Genomic DNA, 18,586 nt, shown 5'->3' with positions numbered 1-18,586 from the left:
CAGGAAATCTCCGTTTAATCGCGGAAGTTATTGAACTGAAGCGGCAGATCAAGATTGGACTCACGGAGCATCGTCATGACATCCTGCAGGTCATCCCGTTTTTTACCCGTCACCCGGACTTTGTCACCCTGAATCGCGGCTTGCACTTTGAGCTTTGCGTCCTTGATCATTTTCACGATCTTTTTCGCCATATCGGTCTCGATACCCTGGCGCAGCACCAGGTGTTGCTTGACCAGCTTGCCGGATTTGCTGTCGCCGTCCTCAGTAATGGCACGGCCATCAATGTTGCGCTTCGCGAAAGCCATTCTCAGCATGTCCATCAGTTGCTCAAGCTGGAATTCCTGCTCGGCGCTGAGGGTTATGCCTTTGTCGTCAAGCTCCACAGAAGCATCGACGTTCTTGAAATCCCAGCGGTTACCCAGATCGCGTTTGGTCTGATCAACAGCGTTGGTTACCTCGTGCATATCAATCTCAGAAACAATATCGAACGATGGCATAGTCACACTCCGGAAATGAGGGATGTTTAACAATTATGAACGTCACAGCGGTAGATAAACGCTACAATGGACCGCTCGCGAACGTAAAGGTGCCAAAGCATAGCAAGACACAGCGGGTACCGCATCTGACAATGGACTGGTGAGTATCAGATAACAATGCCAAATCTTGACCTTCCCATTCTCGTGGTTGACGACGCCAAATTCAGCAGCACGGTCGTTAGCCGGGCGCTTCGTAATGTCGGCTACCGTGACGTACGCGTGGCTAACAATGCGCCTGCGGCCCTGGCTCTGATCGAAGAGCGGTCAGTCAGCCTGCTGATTGCGGATTGGATGATGCCGGAAATGGATGGCCTCGAACTCACCGACCGGGTACGGCAACAGGACGAGCAGGAAAACCATTACACCTACATTATTCTGCTGACCGCCCGGGATAGCGTGGATGCGCCATCAAAAGCCTTCGACCGGGGTGTGGATGACTTCATCCATAAGTCGGACATCAGCAAACAGCTGATTTGCCGGGTCTTCGCCGCTGACCGGTTGGCTGACCGGCAGAACACCCTATTGACTGCAAATTCGCTGCTGATGGAGAACAACCGTGAGCTTGAAGCCAGCAGCATCATCAACCTGGAAACGGGATTGTGCAACGACCGCTACGCCCGGGAGCGCCTGGGTAAAAGCTTGCATCAGGCAGAGTCCCGTGGCGGTGCCTCGGCTTATGTTCTGATCGGCATTCGCAACTGGCAAAACCTGAGGCGTCAGCACAGCGCAGCCATCATGAGCGAGCTTGCAGTCGGTATCGGGCGCCGCCTGAGCCATCTGATACGCCCCTTGGATGCCTTGTGCCGGATTGGCGACAACCAGTTCGCCATCATTGCTCACTTCTCCCACAGTGACCATTGCACCACGACAGCGTTCCGGCGTGTATTTGACGGCATTAACCACAAGGCCCTGAAAACCAAAGCCGGCTACATATCGGTGGAAGCTGACATTGTGCTCTGCAAAGCCGACGCGCAAAAAGGCACCCCCTCCGTGCCGGAGATGGAACGTGCAGCCGTGCAGGGACTGGTAGACGCCTACGAAACACGGCGTTTTACCGAAACGGTGCCGGATCTGTCCGAGAACGTCTGAAGAGGTCGGAGCTTGTGTGTAATCACAAACGGTAACAGGGCGACACACTTCCTCAACAGACCCGGAGGCTTGGCAGCAGTATTCTGCAATTGTGGATTCAAGCAGTATCCGCCCATGGTGGAGGAGTTAAGCAGTCCCTCAGGGAGTCAAGTAGTCCCCTCGGGAGTTAAGTTGTCCCTCCATCGTTAAATGGGTGAATCCCGGATTAAACGAATTTTTAAGGCAGTTTCGTTCTCTCCTTGTAGTTTCAGGCCAGCTTCTTAGCTGGCCTTTTTATGTTCCGCGTTGTTTATTTCCCTTCGAACGATCACACTTTCCATCATAATAATACGAGCCCAATTCTCCAGGCGCCATTGCTTATGCCACACCTTGGAACCGCCTCTGTTGCCGCTTTGCGGGGATGTTGCCGGGGGAATACCGGGGCAAAAAAAAGGCGCGAAGTAGTCCCTGACGGGATGTCCTGCGCGCCTTTCATTCAGCGTCAGGCGGATGCCCCTGACGCCCGATCAGTCATTTCTCAGAGCTTGCGACCCTTACTGGCGGCAATACGCAGCCGCAGGGCGTTCAGCTTGATAAACCCTTCTGCATCCTTCTGATCGTACGCGCCTTCGTCTTCCTCGAAGGTGGCGATCTTCTCATCGAACAGGGAGTCATCAGACTTACGGCCAACCACGTCGACATTGCCTTTGTACAGCTTCAGACGTACCACGCCGTTGACGTAGTGCTGGGTCTGGTCGATCAGGGCCTGCAGCGCCTCGCGCTCCGGTGACCACCAGTAGCCGTTGTAGATCACTTCCGCATAGCGGGGCATGATGCTGTCTTTCAGGTGGGCGACTTCCCGGTCCAGGGTAATGGACTCGATGGCACGGTGGCCGCGAAGCATGATAGTGCCACCCGGCGTTTCGTAGCACCCGCGGGACTTCATACCCACGTAACGGTTCTCGACAATATCCAGACGGCCGATGCCGTTGTCACCACCGACCTTGTTCAGGTGCGCCAGAATCTCGTGGGCCTTCATTGCCTGGCCGTCGACCGCAACAATGTCGCCCTTCTCGTAGGTCAGCTCGATGTAGGTCGGGGTATCCGGGGCTTTCTCCGGAGCCACACTCCAGCGCCACATGTCTTCTTCGGCTTCGGCCCAAGGGTCTTCCAGCACCATGCCTTCATAGGAAATATGCAGCAGGTTGGCGTCCATGGAATACGGCGATTTGCCCTTCTTCATTTCGACCGGGATATCCCGCTCTTTACAGTAGTCCAGCAGCTTCTCCCGGGAGTTCAGGTCCCACTCACGCCAGGGCGCGATCACATGAACACCGGGCTTGAGTGCATAGGCGCCAAGCTCAAAACGCACCTGGTCGTTACCCTTGCCGGTCGCGCCATGGGAAATGGCATCCGCACCGGTCTGGTTGGCGATATCGATCAGCTTCTTGGCGATCAGCGGACGGGCAATGGAGGTACCCAACAGGTACTCGCCCTCATAAACGGTGTTGGCGCGGAACATGGGGAACACGAAATCCCGCACGAACTCTTCCCGCAGATCTTCAATGAAGATTTCCTTGACGCCCAGAGCTTCCGCTTTGGCGCGCGCCGGTTCAACTTCCTCGCCCTGCCCCAGATCCGCAGTAAAAGTAACCACCTCGCAGTGATAGGTATCCTGCAGCCAGCGCACGATCACGGAGGTATCCAGACCACCGGAATACGCCAGTACTACTTTCTTAATATCAGACATGCCTTTGCTCCAGACTGAACAGAATGGATGTATCAAAAATAAGGCGCATAGTTTACGGGACAGCGGGGGGAATGGCTATTGGGCGAAAAGGAGGGTAGCCGGTTTATTGGCACTTGTGGCCTTGCCATAGAATATGCGGTGGAGTTCGCCGTCCGCTTGCATCTGCTCAATCGCGGCGCTGAACCTGCGTGCCGCTTCAGGCCTGCTTGCGGCCCGGGACATGTAAAGCGTGCCATTCAGGCCAGGTACATGCTCGCTGAATCTGAGCGTGTCGCGGCTCTGCTGCCTTGAGGAGAGCGTTCGATAAAGATTGTGATCACTGGCCAGTATGGCGGATATCCGCCCCAGGGAAAGCATGTCCACCGCCTGGTCGACCACGTGTACGGGCACTTTCACAACATCTGTATCCCGTTTAAATTCCTCGCCAAGATAGGTGCCGCGAACAAACGCCACCCGCTTTCCTTTCAGGTCGCCCAGCAACACCGGGTAGTCCGAGCCTGCCATGGTCGCCAGCAGAATATTCACGCGGACCACCTGGGATACGTTGATCGCATCAATATCCAGCTCAGGGTTCTGAAAAAGGATGCTGAAGTGCACAGACCCACTGCGAAGCTCCACAATCGCCCGCCGCACTGGCCGTAATCGGGGGATAACAGAAATACCGGTGATCTCGGAAAGCCGCTGGACAACCTCAATCAGACTACCGTGTAACTGCCCATCGTCGACCTCGTAGGCCCAGGGCCAGACATCGGGAATGGCGAACGTCACGGCCTCAAATGGATTCCGCTCGGCGGAAAAAGCAGAAGCAACATGAAAAGCCGAGAGCACAACCAGAAACCATCCGGCAATCAACACCGGATATCGGGTAACGGAACGCAATCACACAGCCTGCTGTTGCAGCGAAGAAGCTTCTTCGCGAATACCGTCCCAGCCGCTTTTAATCGAACGAAGCAGATCGGCCACTTCATCAAGCTTGGCGACATCGTTTTTGGCATTCGCCTCAAACAGCGTCTGCTCCATGTACTCGTAGAGCGATTCCAGTTGCGCTGCCAGTTCTCCACCTTTATCAAAGTCGAGAAAGCTACGAAGGCCGCCGACAATCTCGATAGCCTTGGTGATCAACTTACCCTTGCCCGCGTAATCTTTGGCTTGCATTCGGGCCTTGGCCATATTGATGCGTTCAAGGGCACCGCTGTAAAGGAGCTGAATCAGCTTGTGGGGGTCGGCATCAGTAATGCTGGTCTGAGTGTTTACCCGTTGGTAAGCCTGTAAACCGTTCATAATTAACCTCGTTTCTCACCGGCTACGCCGGAATTATCAAAGCGTTAGCCAGAATTACTTCTTGTTGAAATTCTGGGGAGCCAGTGCATCCAGCTGCTGACTTACATAATCCTGCGTGCTGTTAAGCTGGGAAATCAGCGAATCGGCCGCCGAAAACTGTTTCACCAATCGCTCCCGATAAGCAGCAATGCGCTCATCCAGCCGCACCTGGTTTTCCTGAATTTGTTCCAGTTCGCGGTTCAAGCTCTGGGTTCTGGACTCAAGTGCACCATCCGCACCAACAAAGCTGCTCACCAAATCTACCGTGCGCTCGGCGACACCCTCAATAAAGGTAATGGAGCCGCGGCTGCCTGTCTGGTCACCCAGAATGCGAACCTGCAGACCGGAAGCCCCACCATTGCCGCTGCCAAGGAAAAGTACCTGCCCGTCACCCTCTGCGGCTCGTCCACCAATGGTTCCGGCAACATCGTTACCCGCAGCCCCTGTGGCAGCAGCCAGCCCGTATGACGAACCATCCTCTGCAGATACAATGCTTACATTGGAGTCGCTACCATACTTGGCGGAGGTGAACGTCAGCGTTCCGCTTCCATCCACACCAACCTGAACCGACGAACCGGAGGCCTTCAACGCGTTACTGGCGTTGAACTGGGCCTGAAGCTCGTCTGCCAAGTCCTGGGCAGTATTATACGTCTGCTGGGTAAGCTGCAGACTCACCGATGTTTCGCCGTTTATCTGAAAGCTCAGCTCATCGTTGGTGCCATCAATCGTGACCGGAACGGAAACCCCGGAACTACCGGTCAAAGCTCCCTGAGTCGCAGCCTGAGTGATATTGAGGTCGTATTTCCCAGGCTGAGTGTTCATACCACTGCGAACAAACTCCACCTGGCTATCAGTCGCACGGCCCTGCTCAGCAAACAGTGCAGTCACATCATCCGGACTATTCTTCAGCTGTTCTTCAAACTTTTTCCGGTCAAACTCAAGACCGCCGGTCTCAAAGTTGGTGGTAACGCCGACGTCGGCAAGGCTGCGCACGCTGGAATTTTCCAAGCCCGGGACAACACGAGTCAGAATCTGGCGCAACTGATTCTGAATCCCCCGAACAGTGCTGTCACCCGTTAGCAAACTGCCTACGCCCGCCTCGGCATTAAAGCCGGCAAGACTGTTAACGGTGGACTGAAAACCGTTGAATTTGTCAACGAAGCCCTGCACACGATCCGCGACCGCACCCAAATCCTGCTCTACTTTGACAATCGAAGTACCGGTAGCCGCGATATCGAACGTCAGGCCATCAATCACGTTCTCAAAATTATTGGTGGAGCGGGTAACTTCCACGCCATTGATCTTCATCACGGCATCAGAAGCCGCAATCGTCTCTTGGAAACCAGCACCCGCATCCATTCCGCTGTTGAAAGCAAAACGGGAAAGCCCCTGATTATCGGTATCCGAACCGCCGGTGTCCCCCGATACGGAAATACTTACCGAATTGGCCGTGCCCGTCTCGTCTGCAGACAACACCAGCTGAAAGCCGTTTCCAGTATCGATCACACCTGCCGATACGCCGGCATCCGAATCGTTGATCGCGTTAGCCAGTCCCTGAAGCGTGTCGTTGCTGCTATCCACGGTAATGTTTGTGGTCTTGTCACCGACAGAAAGCGTCAGCGCTCCCTGGCCCACGCTGGTCGCATCACGGTCAGCAAAGACATCACGGGAGGCCAGCGCCTGAGCACCGGCAAGGCTGGTGACTTCAACGCTGTAAGTGCCCCGATTGGCTTTTGTGCTATCGACGGAAACACCAATGTCTTCGTTCGAGGAATTCGCAGAGAAAGCCTTAAGATTGTCAGGCGCGCTCAGTTGGCGCATCGGCAGGCGCAATTCGGTAATGGCACTGCGCAGTTTCCCATAGGCGGATAACAGCGCCTGGGACTGTTCGGTTTTCCGGGTAAGGCGATTCTCGGTCGGCGCCCGTTCCGCCGCCACCAACTGATCGACCAGATCAGACGTCAGAACGCCCGAACCAACACCCAACGATGAAATACCTGCCATAACCATGCCTCCTCAAAGGGGCAAATCTCTTCGATACTCAAGGTATCGGCAAAATGCGGCAAAACTTTGCCTTTTTCTCCCGCCGATTTGTAACACCTTGTAACTCAACTCCCCTCTTCCCTTTTAATTTAATTCCCCCTCCCCCTTGTGGGAGAGCGGTCAGGGGAGAGGGGGAGCCGCCGCCCAAACGCAAAACACCGCCGAACCTTCTCAGGTGCGGCGGTGCTGAAATACCGTCGTTTCCATCCGTGCAAATGCGGCAAGCGTTTACACTTTGATGCGAAACAACGTCAGCGGCTCATCTTGCTGCAATTTCTCTGCCAACCTCATTGCCACTTCATCCGGAATCTGGCGAATAACTTCCTGGGTTTGCTGATCTACCACCCGAACGATGGTTTGCCCCATTTCATTATCCACTTCAAACTGCAGATCCCTCTGGACGCTCTGAACATAATTGTTCAACTGCGAAACTGCCTCATCCAAATCTTTCCGCTGCGCCTCATTCCGCTTCTGCAGCTGTTCAGCTTTCGAAACGTCCTGAGCCTGGGAAACCAACTGATTCGGCACTACGCGTCCGGCCGATGAAGAAGCAAGCTCGGAGGCATTTCTGCCTTCGGCCTGAGATGACGACATTGCCTTGGCCGGAGCCTGGATGCCAGAGCGCACCAGTTTAAGATCCGGGCTGTTCAGGTTAACGTCATTCATAGCTCACCTCACTACTATGTTTAAACGGCTTAAAGCCGGAACCCCAAGGTTCCGGCCGTTACCGTTAATCCCTTACTGCAGGAGAGACAGAACCTGCTGCGGACGGGCGTTGGCCTGGGCGAGGACAGAGATACCGGCCTGCTGCAGAACCTGGGACTTGGCCAGTTTTGCAGTCTCTGAAGCAAAGTCAGCGTCCAAAATGCGGCTATTGGCAGCACTGAGGTTTTCTGAGGTGGATGCAATATTAGAAATCGTTGATTCAAACCGATTTTGCACTGCACCTAGCTCTGCACGTAGGCTGTTCACGCTATCCAGCGCCTTGTCAACAGTCGTAATAGCTGAAGATGCACCCTCTCTACTCGTGATATTAACCTTGTTCAGGGTATCTGAAGTTAAAGTGAGCGTTCCATTAGTACCGCCAAACACGGTATCAATATTAGCAGGAGCGGTGGCGCCCAAAGCAATGGAGCCGCCGACACTTGTAGATAACTCAATACCTGCTTCAAAGGTTTGATCAGTGTCAGTGATAGTCGAAAAATCAACCGCGTTAGCAGCGCCAAGCTTAGCTTTTATATCACCACCGTTTTGATCCGTCAGCACAACTACGTCACTATCGTTCAGGCTAGCTCGCACGCCAGTTTCAGTCGCAAACTGGTTGATCTTATCAACCACACCTTCTTTAGTAGTGTTAATAGCGAGCGTGATATCCACATCGTTCAAGGTCAACGTGGCAGCGCTAGCTAGGTCGCCATCAACTCCAGTGCTAACCACCGTTTCATTAGCACGCGACGCTGTAACACCAGACTCAACGCTCTTGGCATTAATGGCGTTGACAAAGTCATTACCGTTGCTAACCAAAGCACCATCATCAATACCAATGCCGTTTACAGTAAAGGCGGAATCGGCTGCTAACGCCTTGAGTTCTGTGTTGGTAATGCTACTCAGCGCTTCCTGTACGTTAGCACCAAGCTGGTCTGCTCTGGTATCGACACCATCCACACTGATGGTCTGGCCTGCGTTAGCGCCTACTTGAAACGTCAGGCTATCAAGATCGCCATTTAAAATTGTCTGACCGTTGAACTGCGTTGACTGAGAGATTCTTTCAACTTCGCTGATCAAAGCGCCCACTTCCTGGTTCAGAGCCTCGCGATCAGAAGAAGAGTTCGTATCGTTCGCAGACTGAACCGCCAGATCACGAATACGAGAAAGTGCATTGGTAATCTCGCCAAGCGCACCTTCCGCTGTCTGGGCGTAAGAAATACCATCGTTAGCATTTCGCTGAGCCACGTTCAGGCCAGAGATCTGAGAACTGAAGCGAGTGGAAATGGCCAGGCCGGCGGCATCGTCTTTGGCGGAGTTGATGCGCAGGCCGGAAGACAAACGCTCTAGAGCCTGATCGTTGAGTTTTTGAGAGTTGCTTAGCTGGTTCTGAGCAGAAAGCGACGCTACGTTGGTGTTGATTCCAAGAGCCATTGTACTTCTCCTTCGACATTCGTCTTTATTTCATGGAAGAGGTCTGGCGTTCTCTTTTCGGTTTGGAGCGCCGCCCTGTTACATCTCTTAACGGCAGCGCAGTCAGGTGCTTTAGAAAAAGAGCGGCGGGATTTTGTAAAGTAATGTAAAACAACAAGATATATCTTACAGCGCATTGTTTTTTATATATTTTTATTTTAAATGATTTTTCATAGGCTCTGCTTTAGTAGATCCCACCCGCTAAAAAAGCGGCAATGTTTTTCCTGCCAACTCCGCCGATAATCTGGCAACACTTTCTGAAGCGTCGTCAGAATACACAATAAAAACATAAAATAATCAATCAGTTAAAATCAAAAAAGAAAACCTGGCACATACTTCGCTTCACACTCACTCAAACGGTCATTTAACGATTCTTTGCCGGAATGCTGCCTTTATCTACATGCGCAACGTGACCCGGCACCTCTGAGTAGGGAGATTAGATATGCCTCAGGTCATCAATACCAACATTGCGTCACTGAACGCCCAACGGAACCTGAACGCTTCACAGGGTCAGGCGAACGTAGCTCTTGAGCGTCTATCTTCTGGTCTGCGCATCAACTCGGCCAAAGACGATGCGGCGGGTCTGGCGATTTCAGAGAGATTCCAATCCCAAATTACGGGACTGAACATGGCGCAGCGGAATGCTAACGATGGCATCTCTCTGGCGCAAACTGCTGAAGGGGCCATGGATGAAATCACCAATAACTTGCAGCGCATTCGTGAACTGGCGGTGCAGTCAGCCAACGCCACTAACAGCATTTCAGACCGCCAGGCACTGAACCAGGAAGTACAACAACGGGTTGAAGAAATTAACCGGATTGCCAGTCAGACTTCCTTCAACGGCTTGAAGGTACTTGATGGTACGTTTGGTACGCAGACATTCCAGGTAGGTGCTAATGCCGGTGAGACAATTGGTATTAGCGGGCTGGATTCTCGGGGGAGCCAGCTGGGAGCGACTCTGGGGAAGACCAGCGGATTCGCTGGCCAGGACGCGCCTTTTAATACCGAATCTAACGCACTGGGGCTCGATTATACTGGAAACGTCAACTATTCAGTCACAATAGACGGTACTGCCTATACAGGTGCCAGCACCACTCCAGGCGACCTAGCGAGCCTCGCTGGTGATCTTGAGACCGCCATCGCCGCCAGTGGCATCACCGTGTCAGAAACTGCGGATGACACGCTGGTCTTCACGAACAGCACAGGCGAACCGGTTTCGGTTATTCTTGATCTGACGGATAGCGCTGGCACCCCAACCAACTTTACCCAAAGCTTCAGCGCCACAGGTGGTGACTTGGCCGCTTACTTCGACACTAACCAAAAAACCACCGTCGACTTCAACATCAACGGAGTGTCGTTCTCTTCTGACAACATTACGTCGTTGAACGACCTGGTCGGAAACATCAACGCTCAGTCGAACGACACCGGTGTAAAGGCGAACCTGGACAGAACCAACAAAGACATCGTCTTCTCATCTCAATTTGGCGGGGATATCGATGTCGATATTAAAGCTGACCTTGATGGCGACCCTCTGACCAATGAAATTGACCTGGTAGACACTTTTACCGCTGCCGCCAACACCGTTTCGCTCAACGACACAAACATTTCAACGCCAGACGGTGCTGACGAGGCAATGGTTTCTATTGACTACGCCATCGACAAAATCAACGGCTTCCGAGCGGAGCTGGGTGCCGTGCAGAATCGCTTTGAGTCCACTATAGCGAACCTGGCAACAACCTCAGAAAACCTCTCGGCCGCCAACAGCCGAATCCGCGATGCCGACTTCGCAGCCGAGTCCGCCGAACTGGCCCGCACTCAGGTGCTGCAGCAGGCTGGCCTGTCGGTACTGGCCCAGGCCAATGCGCGGCCGCAGCAGGTGTTGCAGTTGCTGCAGGGCTAAACTTGACAGAAAGAAGGAAACGGTCGGCCATCGCCGGCCGTTTTTATTTTTACTGCCCAATCCCAAACTACGTTATCACTCCAGCAAGCGAGGCGCGAAAGTGCGGGCATGCTCCCGGACGGTCAAAAACACACGTGTTTTGTCCGGGAGCATACCCGCACTTTCGCGGCCTCCCCCAAGCAACATCGTAAACACCCGTCAACAACTATCAAAAACCCCAAATAACCCAATTCCTGGCACAACTTTCGCTAAAACCCATAAACCAGAGCAGCAACATCAAAAAACTGCAGATCATTGGCGCCCAGCTATTCGCGGCCTGATAACATGAGGTATTTCATGTACGCACTGCATCATTCTCACGAACAGGTCTCTGACGAGGCAACGGTGGCTCGACAGCTGGTGCAAGCGAACATCGCTTATGGCGATTCGAATAACCCGGGCAGAAATACACTTTTCAAAGAAAAATCACGAGCACAGCGACAGAGCCTGGAAGGCGAAGATTGGTGTTCTGTTATGGATCCACCCGTGCTCTTTAGTTAAACTAAACTAATCAGACTAAGCTAGGTAGACCGGACATGGAATCCGTAAACATGCATGAAGCCAAAACCCGATTGTCAGAATTGATTGCGAGAGCGGCCAAAGGTGAAGCATTCATTATTGCCAAAGCCGGAAAACCGGTCGCTCGTGTTACTGCCATTGACAGTCCCGAGGTAGGCCAGCAAAAGCGAATTGGCTTCATGGCGGGCGAGTTTAAAGTCCCAGACGACTTCGACCGGATGGCTCAGGACGAAATAGCCATGATGTTCGGGGGCTAATGTGAACTTGCTTCTGGACACTCACATCCTGCTATGGGCAGCGGCAGAGCCACATAAATTGTCACCCGAGGCAACAGCGCTGATCAGTGAGAGCACCAATATGCTGTATTTCAGTGCGGCCAGCCTTTGGGAAGTGGTCATCAAGAATGGGCTTGGCCGGCAAGATTTCCAGGTTAATCCTCATTTGTTAAGGCGAGGCCTTGTCGACAATGGTTATCTGGAATTGTCAATCTCATCTCAACATACCCTTGCTGTCAGCCACCTCCCAGACATTCATAAAGACCCATTCGATCGGATTCTGATTGCCCAGGCGGAATCGGAAGGCTTTTTACTTCTCACAGCGGATGAACTGGTGGCTCGCTATCCGGGACCTATCCGCCAGATTTAGGGCGATTCGAACACACCGATGGTCCCGGAGGAGACAGGATCACTCTTACTCTGCTTTCCTCGATAACCGGCTGCTAAAAAGCGGCAAACACCTTCCCTCCTCTACTGTCGGCCGTTTTTATTTGTATGGCCAATCCCAAAAAACGCCAGCGCTCCTAAGAGCGAGCCGCGAAAGCACGGATATGCTCCCGGACGATCAAAAACACCTGTGTTTTGTCCGGGAGCATACCCGCGCTTTCGTGGCCTCCCCCAAGCAAATTCGTAAACAACCGTCAAATCCTCAGTAACCCGCAAATAACCCCATTCCTGGCACACCTTTCGCAATACCTCACCAAACCAAGGCAGAAAAACCAAAAAACTGCAGATCATTGCCGCCCTTCTATCCGCGGCTAGATAACACGAGGTGTTCCATGTACGCACAGCATCATTCTCACGAACAGGTCTCTGACCAAGCAACAGTGGCCCGACTGCTGGTGGAAGCGAACATCGCTTACGGAGAATCGAACAATCCGGACAAACGCCATTTGCAGCGCCTTGAAGCAAGACTTGCCTGCCGCACCCTGTTAGCCGAAGCTCAGGCGTTGGCGCCAACAGATGCCCGCACTTTGGGCCTGCTGGGACGGGTTGAAATGGACGACGACCACCTCGAACTGGCCCAGAGCCACTTCAACGCCAGCCTGGAGCAGGACCCAAAGCAGCCCCAGCAATACACCAACCTGGGCTACTGGGCACTGGCGTCCGAGCGCCCGGCCTTGGCAGAACACTATTTCCAGGAAGCACTAGCGCTAGACCGGCAGTCCGCCGCCGCTTTTTGTGGTATTGCCCACGCCAAACGTCGTCAGGGCCTGTTTGATGTAGCCTACCTGCACTATCGCTCGCTGCTGGAAAGAGAATTCCATTGGCCTTCTGTATACAGCGGCATGCTCACCTGCGTCGAAAACCTGGCCGTTGATAAGGCCGATCAGCAACTGGCTCAGGATGCGATCCGATTGCTGCAGCGGGATGAACTGCCCCATCAACAGATCGGTGGGTTTGTGGCGGCCATCATCCGCCAGCAGTATGACCTTGATAACCCCAGCGCCCAGATACTCCTGGATGCGGCCTGTGAAGACGAGCTGCTGATCCTGGCGCTGCAGAAAACCATCATGCCCGACCCGGCCGTGGAAAATCTGATCACCCTGCTGCGCCGCGCCATCGTCACCGAAGTCGCAACCTTCGCGGAACTGCGTGACGAGCTTCAGCCCCTGACCATCGCCATCGCCCGTTATGTGGACCGCACCGGGTATGCGCTGGTCAGTGCGGAAGACGAGGAATTGCTGGTTCAGGCCCTGAACGAAAGCGTCCGCGCCCAGTTAACCATGTCGGAGCCGATGACGGATATCGCCGGCTCCCTGATCGTCAGTGCGCTTTATGGCGCGATGTTTCACCAGTCCTTTGCCGTCCAGCTCGGACGTTGGAACCTGGTGGACTGGCCCGCCGGGCTGCAACCCCTGATGGCGGCGAGCTACTATGATCGCGCCACCGAAGAAGCCATCAAACAGAACTTTGACGAAAAAGCCGCCGAGCTGACACTGGATAAAGTGGATGTGCCACAGGCCTGGCCGAGCTGGACGCAACTGGCGTACCGTACCGAAAGCAGCCTGAAAACCATTATCCAAAAATCACTGAAACTGCCCACCGAAGAGTTTCCGGCAACCCTGCGCATCATGATTTGCGGTGCCGAGTCCGGCCAGCGGGCGCTGGAACTGGCCCATTATCTGGATGATGTCGAAGTGATCGCGGTTGATGAGTCCCTGGCCAATATCGCCAAAGCGACCCACCGGGCACAGGATCTCGGGCTGCAAAACATCGTATTCTGGCCCTGGTCTGTGGCCCAACGTTTTGTCGCCGACGGCCACAAGGTGCACTGGGTGGAAGTCGGGCGTCTGCCCTCCGCCCAGATGACCGAGGTGTCCCTGGCGGCGATGGTCAATTCAGCCACCGCCAGTGGCGGCATTGTTCATATGCACACTGCCGTCGCAGAACAGACCCGGGGTGACCAGCAGGTTCGGGAGCTCATCGCGCAGCATGACCTCAAGCCCACCCGGAACAGCCTGAGACGGCTGCGCCGGATGGCACTGAACAATCCCCAGGACGAGCTCTGGCAGGCGTTACTGAAAGAGCCGGATTTCTATGGCCTGGGCGGCTGCCGCGACCGCTGGTTCCGACCCCAGGACACCCGCCAGCTTGAACAACTGATGTCGCTGATGAGTAACGAGGTGGACTGGAAACTGGTGAAGGCCCAGGATACCGACGGCCAAATCCTGGCCCTGAATCCGGTGCAGAAACAGCTACGGGCCGAAGCGCTCGGTAACGGCGTGCAAAGCCTGGTGGGTCAGCCCTTGTCGGTGTACTTCGTTCGCCGGCGTTAAAGCCCGGTCGAGCCGGGGCTTCGGCCCCGGCCTTGCTCGCTACTCCACATAGGGCATCAGCGACTCTCCGTATAGATGCAGCTCCTCCAGGATATGCATTTTCTCCGGGCTTATGTCCGGGTCAGCGGCCAGGGTTTGCAGGGTTTTAAAGTACTCTTCCATGGACCGCCACCCCTTCTTGGGGTTCATCAGGCGTTGCTGCCGGAACACCTCCCAGCGTTCCTGTTCTTCCATCATCAGCGTGTCGGGATAATTGCGGGCCCGGTACCGGAACAACAATTCCTGCAAGCGCTCATCGGCGAAGGTCACCTCCTGCTCGCCCAGAGTTTCCACCGGCTGCTTCAGTACCCAGTCGAGCTTTTCCCGGTCTTTTTTGCTGATAAAGCCACCGGCGTAGAGCTGCTCATCCGGATCGGTCAGATTACTTTCATGGGGGTGGTCAAACGCTTGTGCGATCCGGCTGGACAGTTCTGGCGCGCTGCGCAGGAGCGCCAGGTTCTGTCTTAGCGTCTCGCCGTCCAACTCAAGCGCGGCAAGCCGCTCTGGGGATAGCGTCTTGAGCATGTTGGCTGGCGCAAGTACCGGGCATTTGTTCAGTTGCACACCCTTCAGTGGAAACCGGCTCACACCCTCCCCCAGCGTCGTCTGAGAGGTGAACACCCGCTCCCGTATCTGCTCCACGCTGGCGTTGATTAGCTCCGAAGGGTCTTCCCGCAGGTCGTAAACGATGACCAGGTTCTTGTTCTCCGGATGCTCGGCAACGGGCGCCACCAGGGCACAGCAGCCCCGGCTGGCCGGATACTTGGCCGATACATGGAAAACCGGCTTCATGTTGGCAGTGTCCAGCATGGCCCGGGCGGAATGCTTATCCTTGTTTGCCAGCACGAAGTCGAACAGTTTGGGGTGTTTGTCTTTAATCAGTTTTGCCACCGCCATGGTTGCCTGCACATCGGACATGGCATCGTGGGCGCTCTCATGGCTGATGCCGTTGGCAGTGGTGAGCTCCTCCAGCCGGAAGCTGGGGCTGCCATCGTCTTTTCTGGGCCATTCAATACCTTCCGGGCGCAGGGCGTACGTCAGCCTGACCATATCAATGATGTCCCAGCGGGAATTGCCGTTCTGCCATTCCCGGGCGTAGGGATCACGCAGGTTGCGGTATAGGGTATGGCGGGTAACCTCATCATCAAAGCGAAGGCTGTTATAACCGACGACACAGGTACCGGGCTGGCTGAATGCTTCGTTGATCCGGGCAATAAACTCCGCTTCCGGCAGCCCCTCCTCCATGGCTTTCTGGGGCGTGATCCCGGTTATCAGGCAGGCTTCTGGCGCAGGCAGATAGTCATCGGTGGGGCGGCAAAAGATGACCAGCGGATCCTCGATGATATTGAAGTCGGCATCGGTTCGCACACCGGCAAACTGCGACGGGCGATCATGAACAGGGTCCACACCAAAGGTTTCATAATCATGCCAGTAAAAGCTGCGAGTCACGGCCTGGGGCTCCTGCACCGATGGAAAGATAGGGTTGGCCGCAGTCTAGCAGAGTTCAGGTAGTGATCAGAACCAGAGTCATGTTGCGGGCAATCACCGTGGTTTGTCACCGATCACCCGAGGGAGAGATCCCCGGAAGGGGCTGCTACAATGGCGCCTCAATTACCCCGACGGCATCTGACCGCATCTGATCGAGAGAGCCATCAAGCGAATGACCACCCGCGTACTGATCTGTGACGACTCGAATATGGCGCGCAAGCAAATGGCCCGCGCACTGCCGGAAGGCTGGCCAGTCGAGATTACCTTTGCAGAGCATGGCCAGGATGCCCTGGACAAGCTGGCGGCAGGACAGGGTGAAGTGCTGTTTCTGGATCTCAACATGCCCGGTCTGGACGGCTACGCGGTGCTGGCCGCTATCAAACAGGCGGATATGCCGGTTTTCACCATCGTGGTCTCCGGTGACATCCAACCCCAGGCCCGGGAGCGGGTCCGGAAGCTGGGCGCGATTGATTTCATCATAAAGCCGACCGATACCGCGCTGGTTGCAACCCTGCTTCGGGAATACGGGCTTTACAGCCCGGTAGAGCAACCGTCACCGGCAGACGCTTTACTACCACCTTCGTTAGTCATTCCGGACAGCAATATCAGCCTGAACGATTACCTTCAGGAAATTGCCAATATTGCCATGGGACGCGCCGCAGATTTGCTGGCTCGATTACTGGATGTCTTCGTCAAGCTTCCGGTTCCCCGGGTCGCGATGATCGCAAGATCCGAGCTCAGCATGGCGCTGTCATCCATCTCCCAACACGACCAATGCTCCGCAGTCTGCCAGGGCTTCACCGGCGCCGGGCTGGCTGGGGAAGCGCTGCTACTGTTCTCGGACTCCAGCTTCGAGGATATGGCTCGGCTGCTGCACTACGATGAAACCCGGTCTGATGGACTTGAAGTGGAAGTGCTGATGGATATGTCCAGCATTCTGTTTGGCGCCTTCCTGAAGGGTTTCGGTGACCAGCTCGACCTCAGACTGTGGCTCGGGCACCCTACGGTGCTGGGGCGTCATCGCAACATCAGTGAGTTGCTCGCTCATCACAGCAACCAGAGCGAGCAGTTACTGTCGATCGAAATCAATTATGAAATTGAAGGCCATGCCATCGCCTGCGATCTGCTGATTTTGCTGACGGCGGATTCGGTGCCCAATCTTGAGAAAAAACTTTTTTGTCTGGTGGAGTAAGCATGGATACCCCTGAAAACGAAGCCCATGCCTTTCACTGGCTGATGGATATGCTGGAGTCAGTCGAGGTCGGCCTGGTAGTGCTTGATCTGGATTACCGGGTAGAGGTGTGGAACGGCTTCATGGAAAGCCACAGTGCCATGACCGGCTCAAGCATCCATGGCAAAGTGTTGTTTGACGTTTTCCCGGATATCCCGAAAAACTGGCTCACCCGCAAGGTTGAAGCTGTTGCCATGCTAAACACCCGCACCTTCACCTCCTGGGAGCAAAGGCCGTATCTGTTCCGGTTCCGCAACACCCGCCCGATCACCGGGACGCAGGCGTTCATGTTCCAGAATCTGACCATCAGCCCACTGGCGGGCTCAGATGGCAGCGTGCAGAAAATCTGCCTGATGGTTTACGACGTCACGGATATTGCGACCAGCCGGCTGGCACTGGAAAAAGCCAATGCCCAGCTTGAAAAACTCAGCATGACGGACCGGCTGACCGGCCTGATGAACCGTGGCACCTGGGAAAATCTTATTGATGCGGAATTTGAAAGGAACCGACGCTATGGCAACAGCGTAACTTTGGTGATGTTCGACATTGATCACTTCAAACCCGTCAACGATACCAATGGCCACCTGGCGGGAGATGAAGTCATCAAATTTACCGCCAACGTTCTGATGGAGAATCTGAGACAGTCAGACTATGCCGGGCGTTACGGTGGCGAGGAGTTTGGCATTATCCTTCCTGAAACCGACGCCCCGGGCGCACTCACCATTTGTGAACGAATACGGCAAGCCATCGCGAACAGCACTGTCAATACATCGGGGGCGGATATCAGGTACACCGTCAGCATCGGCATCGCTCCCCTCACCGACAACCCTGAAAACTATATGCAATGGTTACAGCAGGCTGATGAGGCTCTGTATGCGGCCAAAAAGAATGGCCGCAACAAAGTCGTGGTGCACGAACAAGCGCCTTAGCTGAACCTGCCCCTATACCGGTCTATACAACAAGCACCGGAATTTTTGCCGTACTGGCGACCCTCAGGGACACGCTACCCAGGAGGATGCCATCTTTGTCACTGTCCGAGCCCCGGGACCCCATCACGATCAGATCAACCTCTTTGTCCTTGGCGAACTTCACGATGGTTCTTGACGGCCGCCCGCCTTTGACAAAACCTCTCACCCTGGTTGCACCGTGCTCTTTCGCGTAATCCTTGGCGAACGCCACCACTTCTTTCGCGTGTTCGTTCAGGGCCTGGTCAGGGATCTGGGGGTCACTTATCCTCACCATGGAAAGAGATGCCTCCCCAAGACTGTGATGTTTGAACACACAGATTATATAGAGTTCGGAATCAACAAGTTTCTGCAGTTCAATGGCCTTTTGCAAGGCCTTGATGGACATCTTTGACCCATCAACGGCTACCAGAATTTTCTTGAACATCACCCACTCCCGTGGTCTGTTTAGGCGA

General features: G+C 54.6%; 17 protein-coding genes. 8 read left to right on the top strand and 9 right to left on the bottom strand.

The genetic code is table 11. From position 1 onward, the window contains the following. Nucleotides 1-14 precede the first annotated feature (14 nt). Nucleotides 15-497, bottom strand: a complete 483-nt coding sequence (locus F6Y09_RS08265) for a YajQ family cyclic di-GMP-binding protein (RefSeq protein ID WP_152206427.1) — start codon at nucleotides 495-497, stop codon at nucleotides 15-17. 156 nt (nucleotides 498-653) lie between these two features. Between F6Y09_RS08265 and F6Y09_RS08260 the strand changes: the two genes are divergently transcribed. Then, nucleotides 654-1,625, top strand: a complete 972-nt coding sequence (locus F6Y09_RS08260) for a GGDEF domain-containing response regulator (protein ID WP_152206426.1) — start codon at nucleotides 654-656, stop codon at nucleotides 1,623-1,625. A 517-nt stretch (nucleotides 1,626-2,142) separates the two neighbouring features. Here the strand turns inward: F6Y09_RS08260 and F6Y09_RS08255 are convergent. The 6 genes from F6Y09_RS08255 to F6Y09_RS20695 all read right to left on the bottom strand — a co-directional run bounded on the left by F6Y09_RS08255 (nucleotide 2,143) and on the right by F6Y09_RS20695 (nucleotide 8,856). Continuing rightward, nucleotides 2,143-3,354: an argininosuccinate synthase gene (locus F6Y09_RS08255; protein WP_152206425.1), complete on the bottom strand. Its 1,212-nt coding sequence runs from the start codon at nucleotides 3,352-3,354 to the stop codon at nucleotides 2,143-2,145. A 75-nt stretch (nucleotides 3,355-3,429) separates the two neighbouring features. Beyond that, entirely contained in the window at nucleotides 3,430-4,233 is an 804-nt protein-coding gene (locus F6Y09_RS08250) for a substrate-binding periplasmic protein (protein WP_152206424.1), read from the bottom strand. Then, nucleotides 4,234-4,635, bottom strand: coding sequence for a flagellar export chaperone FliS (gene fliS, locus F6Y09_RS08245; protein ID WP_152206423.1), 402 nt, complete (start codon nucleotides 4,633-4,635; stop codon nucleotides 4,234-4,236). Nucleotides 4,636-4,689: 54 nt separating this feature from the next. Continuing rightward, nucleotides 4,690-6,678, bottom strand: a complete 1,989-nt coding sequence (gene fliD / locus F6Y09_RS08240) for a flagellar filament capping protein FliD (protein ID WP_152206422.1) — start codon at nucleotides 6,676-6,678, stop codon at nucleotides 4,690-4,692. A 267-nt stretch (nucleotides 6,679-6,945) separates the two neighbouring features. Beyond that, a complete protein-coding gene (locus tag F6Y09_RS08235) occupies nucleotides 6,946-7,383 on the bottom strand; it encodes a flagellar protein FlaG (protein ID WP_152206421.1) in 438 nt (145 codons plus the stop codon). Between the two features lie 72 nt (nucleotides 7,384-7,455). Then, entirely contained in the window at nucleotides 7,456-8,856 is a 1,401-nt protein-coding gene (locus F6Y09_RS20695; RefSeq protein ID WP_152206420.1) for a flagellin N-terminal helical domain-containing protein, read from the bottom strand. A gap of 481 nt (nucleotides 8,857-9,337) precedes the next feature. Between F6Y09_RS20695 and F6Y09_RS08225 the strand changes: the two genes are divergently transcribed. From F6Y09_RS08225 to F6Y09_RS08205, 5 genes are all read left to right on the top strand, one after another. Beyond that, nucleotides 9,338-10,795: a flagellin gene (locus F6Y09_RS08225; RefSeq protein WP_152206419.1), complete on the top strand. Its 1,458-nt coding sequence runs from the start codon at nucleotides 9,338-9,340 to the stop codon at nucleotides 10,793-10,795. Nucleotides 10,796-11,131: 336 nt separating this feature from the next. Next, nucleotides 11,132-11,335, top strand: a complete 204-nt coding sequence (locus tag F6Y09_RS08220) for a hypothetical protein (protein WP_152206418.1) — start codon at nucleotides 11,132-11,134, stop codon at nucleotides 11,333-11,335. Nucleotides 11,336-11,370: 35 nt separating this feature from the next. Then, the gene (locus F6Y09_RS08215) at nucleotides 11,371-11,610 is read left to right on the top strand and encodes a type II toxin-antitoxin system Phd/YefM family antitoxin (RefSeq protein ID WP_152206417.1); all 240 of its coding nucleotides are present in this window, start codon (nucleotides 11,371-11,373) and stop codon (nucleotides 11,608-11,610) included. Nucleotide 11,611: 1 nt separating this feature from the next. After that, nucleotides 11,612-11,998, top strand: a complete 387-nt coding sequence (locus F6Y09_RS08210; RefSeq protein WP_152206416.1) for a type II toxin-antitoxin system VapC family toxin — start codon at nucleotides 11,612-11,614, stop codon at nucleotides 11,996-11,998. A gap of 409 nt (nucleotides 11,999-12,407) precedes the next feature. After that, a complete protein-coding gene (locus tag F6Y09_RS08205; protein WP_152206415.1) occupies nucleotides 12,408-14,408 on the top strand; it encodes a tetratricopeptide repeat protein in 2,001 nt (666 codons plus the stop codon). A 39-nt stretch (nucleotides 14,409-14,447) separates the two neighbouring features. Here the strand turns inward: F6Y09_RS08205 and sbcB are convergent, their stop codons facing one another. Then, nucleotides 14,448-15,896 carry an exodeoxyribonuclease I gene (gene sbcB, locus F6Y09_RS08200; protein WP_152206414.1) on the bottom strand — a complete coding sequence of 483 codons (1,449 nt, stop codon included), beginning with the start codon at nucleotides 15,894-15,896 and terminating at the stop codon, nucleotides 14,448-14,450. A gap of 211 nt (nucleotides 15,897-16,107) precedes the next feature. On the opposite strand from sbcB, the gene F6Y09_RS08195 reads away from it, so the two are divergent. Continuing rightward, nucleotides 16,108-17,127, top strand: coding sequence for a response regulator (locus F6Y09_RS08195; protein WP_152206413.1), 1,020 nt, complete (start codon nucleotides 16,108-16,110; stop codon nucleotides 17,125-17,127). A 2-nt stretch (nucleotides 17,128-17,129) separates the two neighbouring features. Next, complete coding sequence (locus F6Y09_RS08190) at nucleotides 17,130-18,095, top strand: sensor domain-containing diguanylate cyclase (RefSeq protein WP_152206412.1); 966 nt, start codon at nucleotides 17,130-17,132, stop codon at nucleotides 18,093-18,095. Nucleotides 18,096-18,117: 22 nt separating this feature from the next. On the opposite strand, the gene F6Y09_RS08185 is transcribed toward F6Y09_RS08190, so the two are convergent. Continuing rightward, nucleotides 18,118-18,558: a universal stress protein gene (locus tag F6Y09_RS08185; RefSeq protein ID WP_152206411.1), complete on the bottom strand. Its 441-nt coding sequence runs from the start codon at nucleotides 18,556-18,558 to the stop codon at nucleotides 18,118-18,120. Nucleotides 18,559-18,586: the final 28 nt, after the last annotated feature.

It is taken from the genome of Marinobacter changyiensis (assembly GCF_009193265.1).
GTDB lineage: Bacteria > Pseudomonadota > Gammaproteobacteria > Pseudomonadales > Oleiphilaceae > Marinobacter > Marinobacter changyiensis.
Note: the sequence above shows the minus strand (reverse complement) of the source record. Positions and strands in the feature narration are given on the sequence as shown.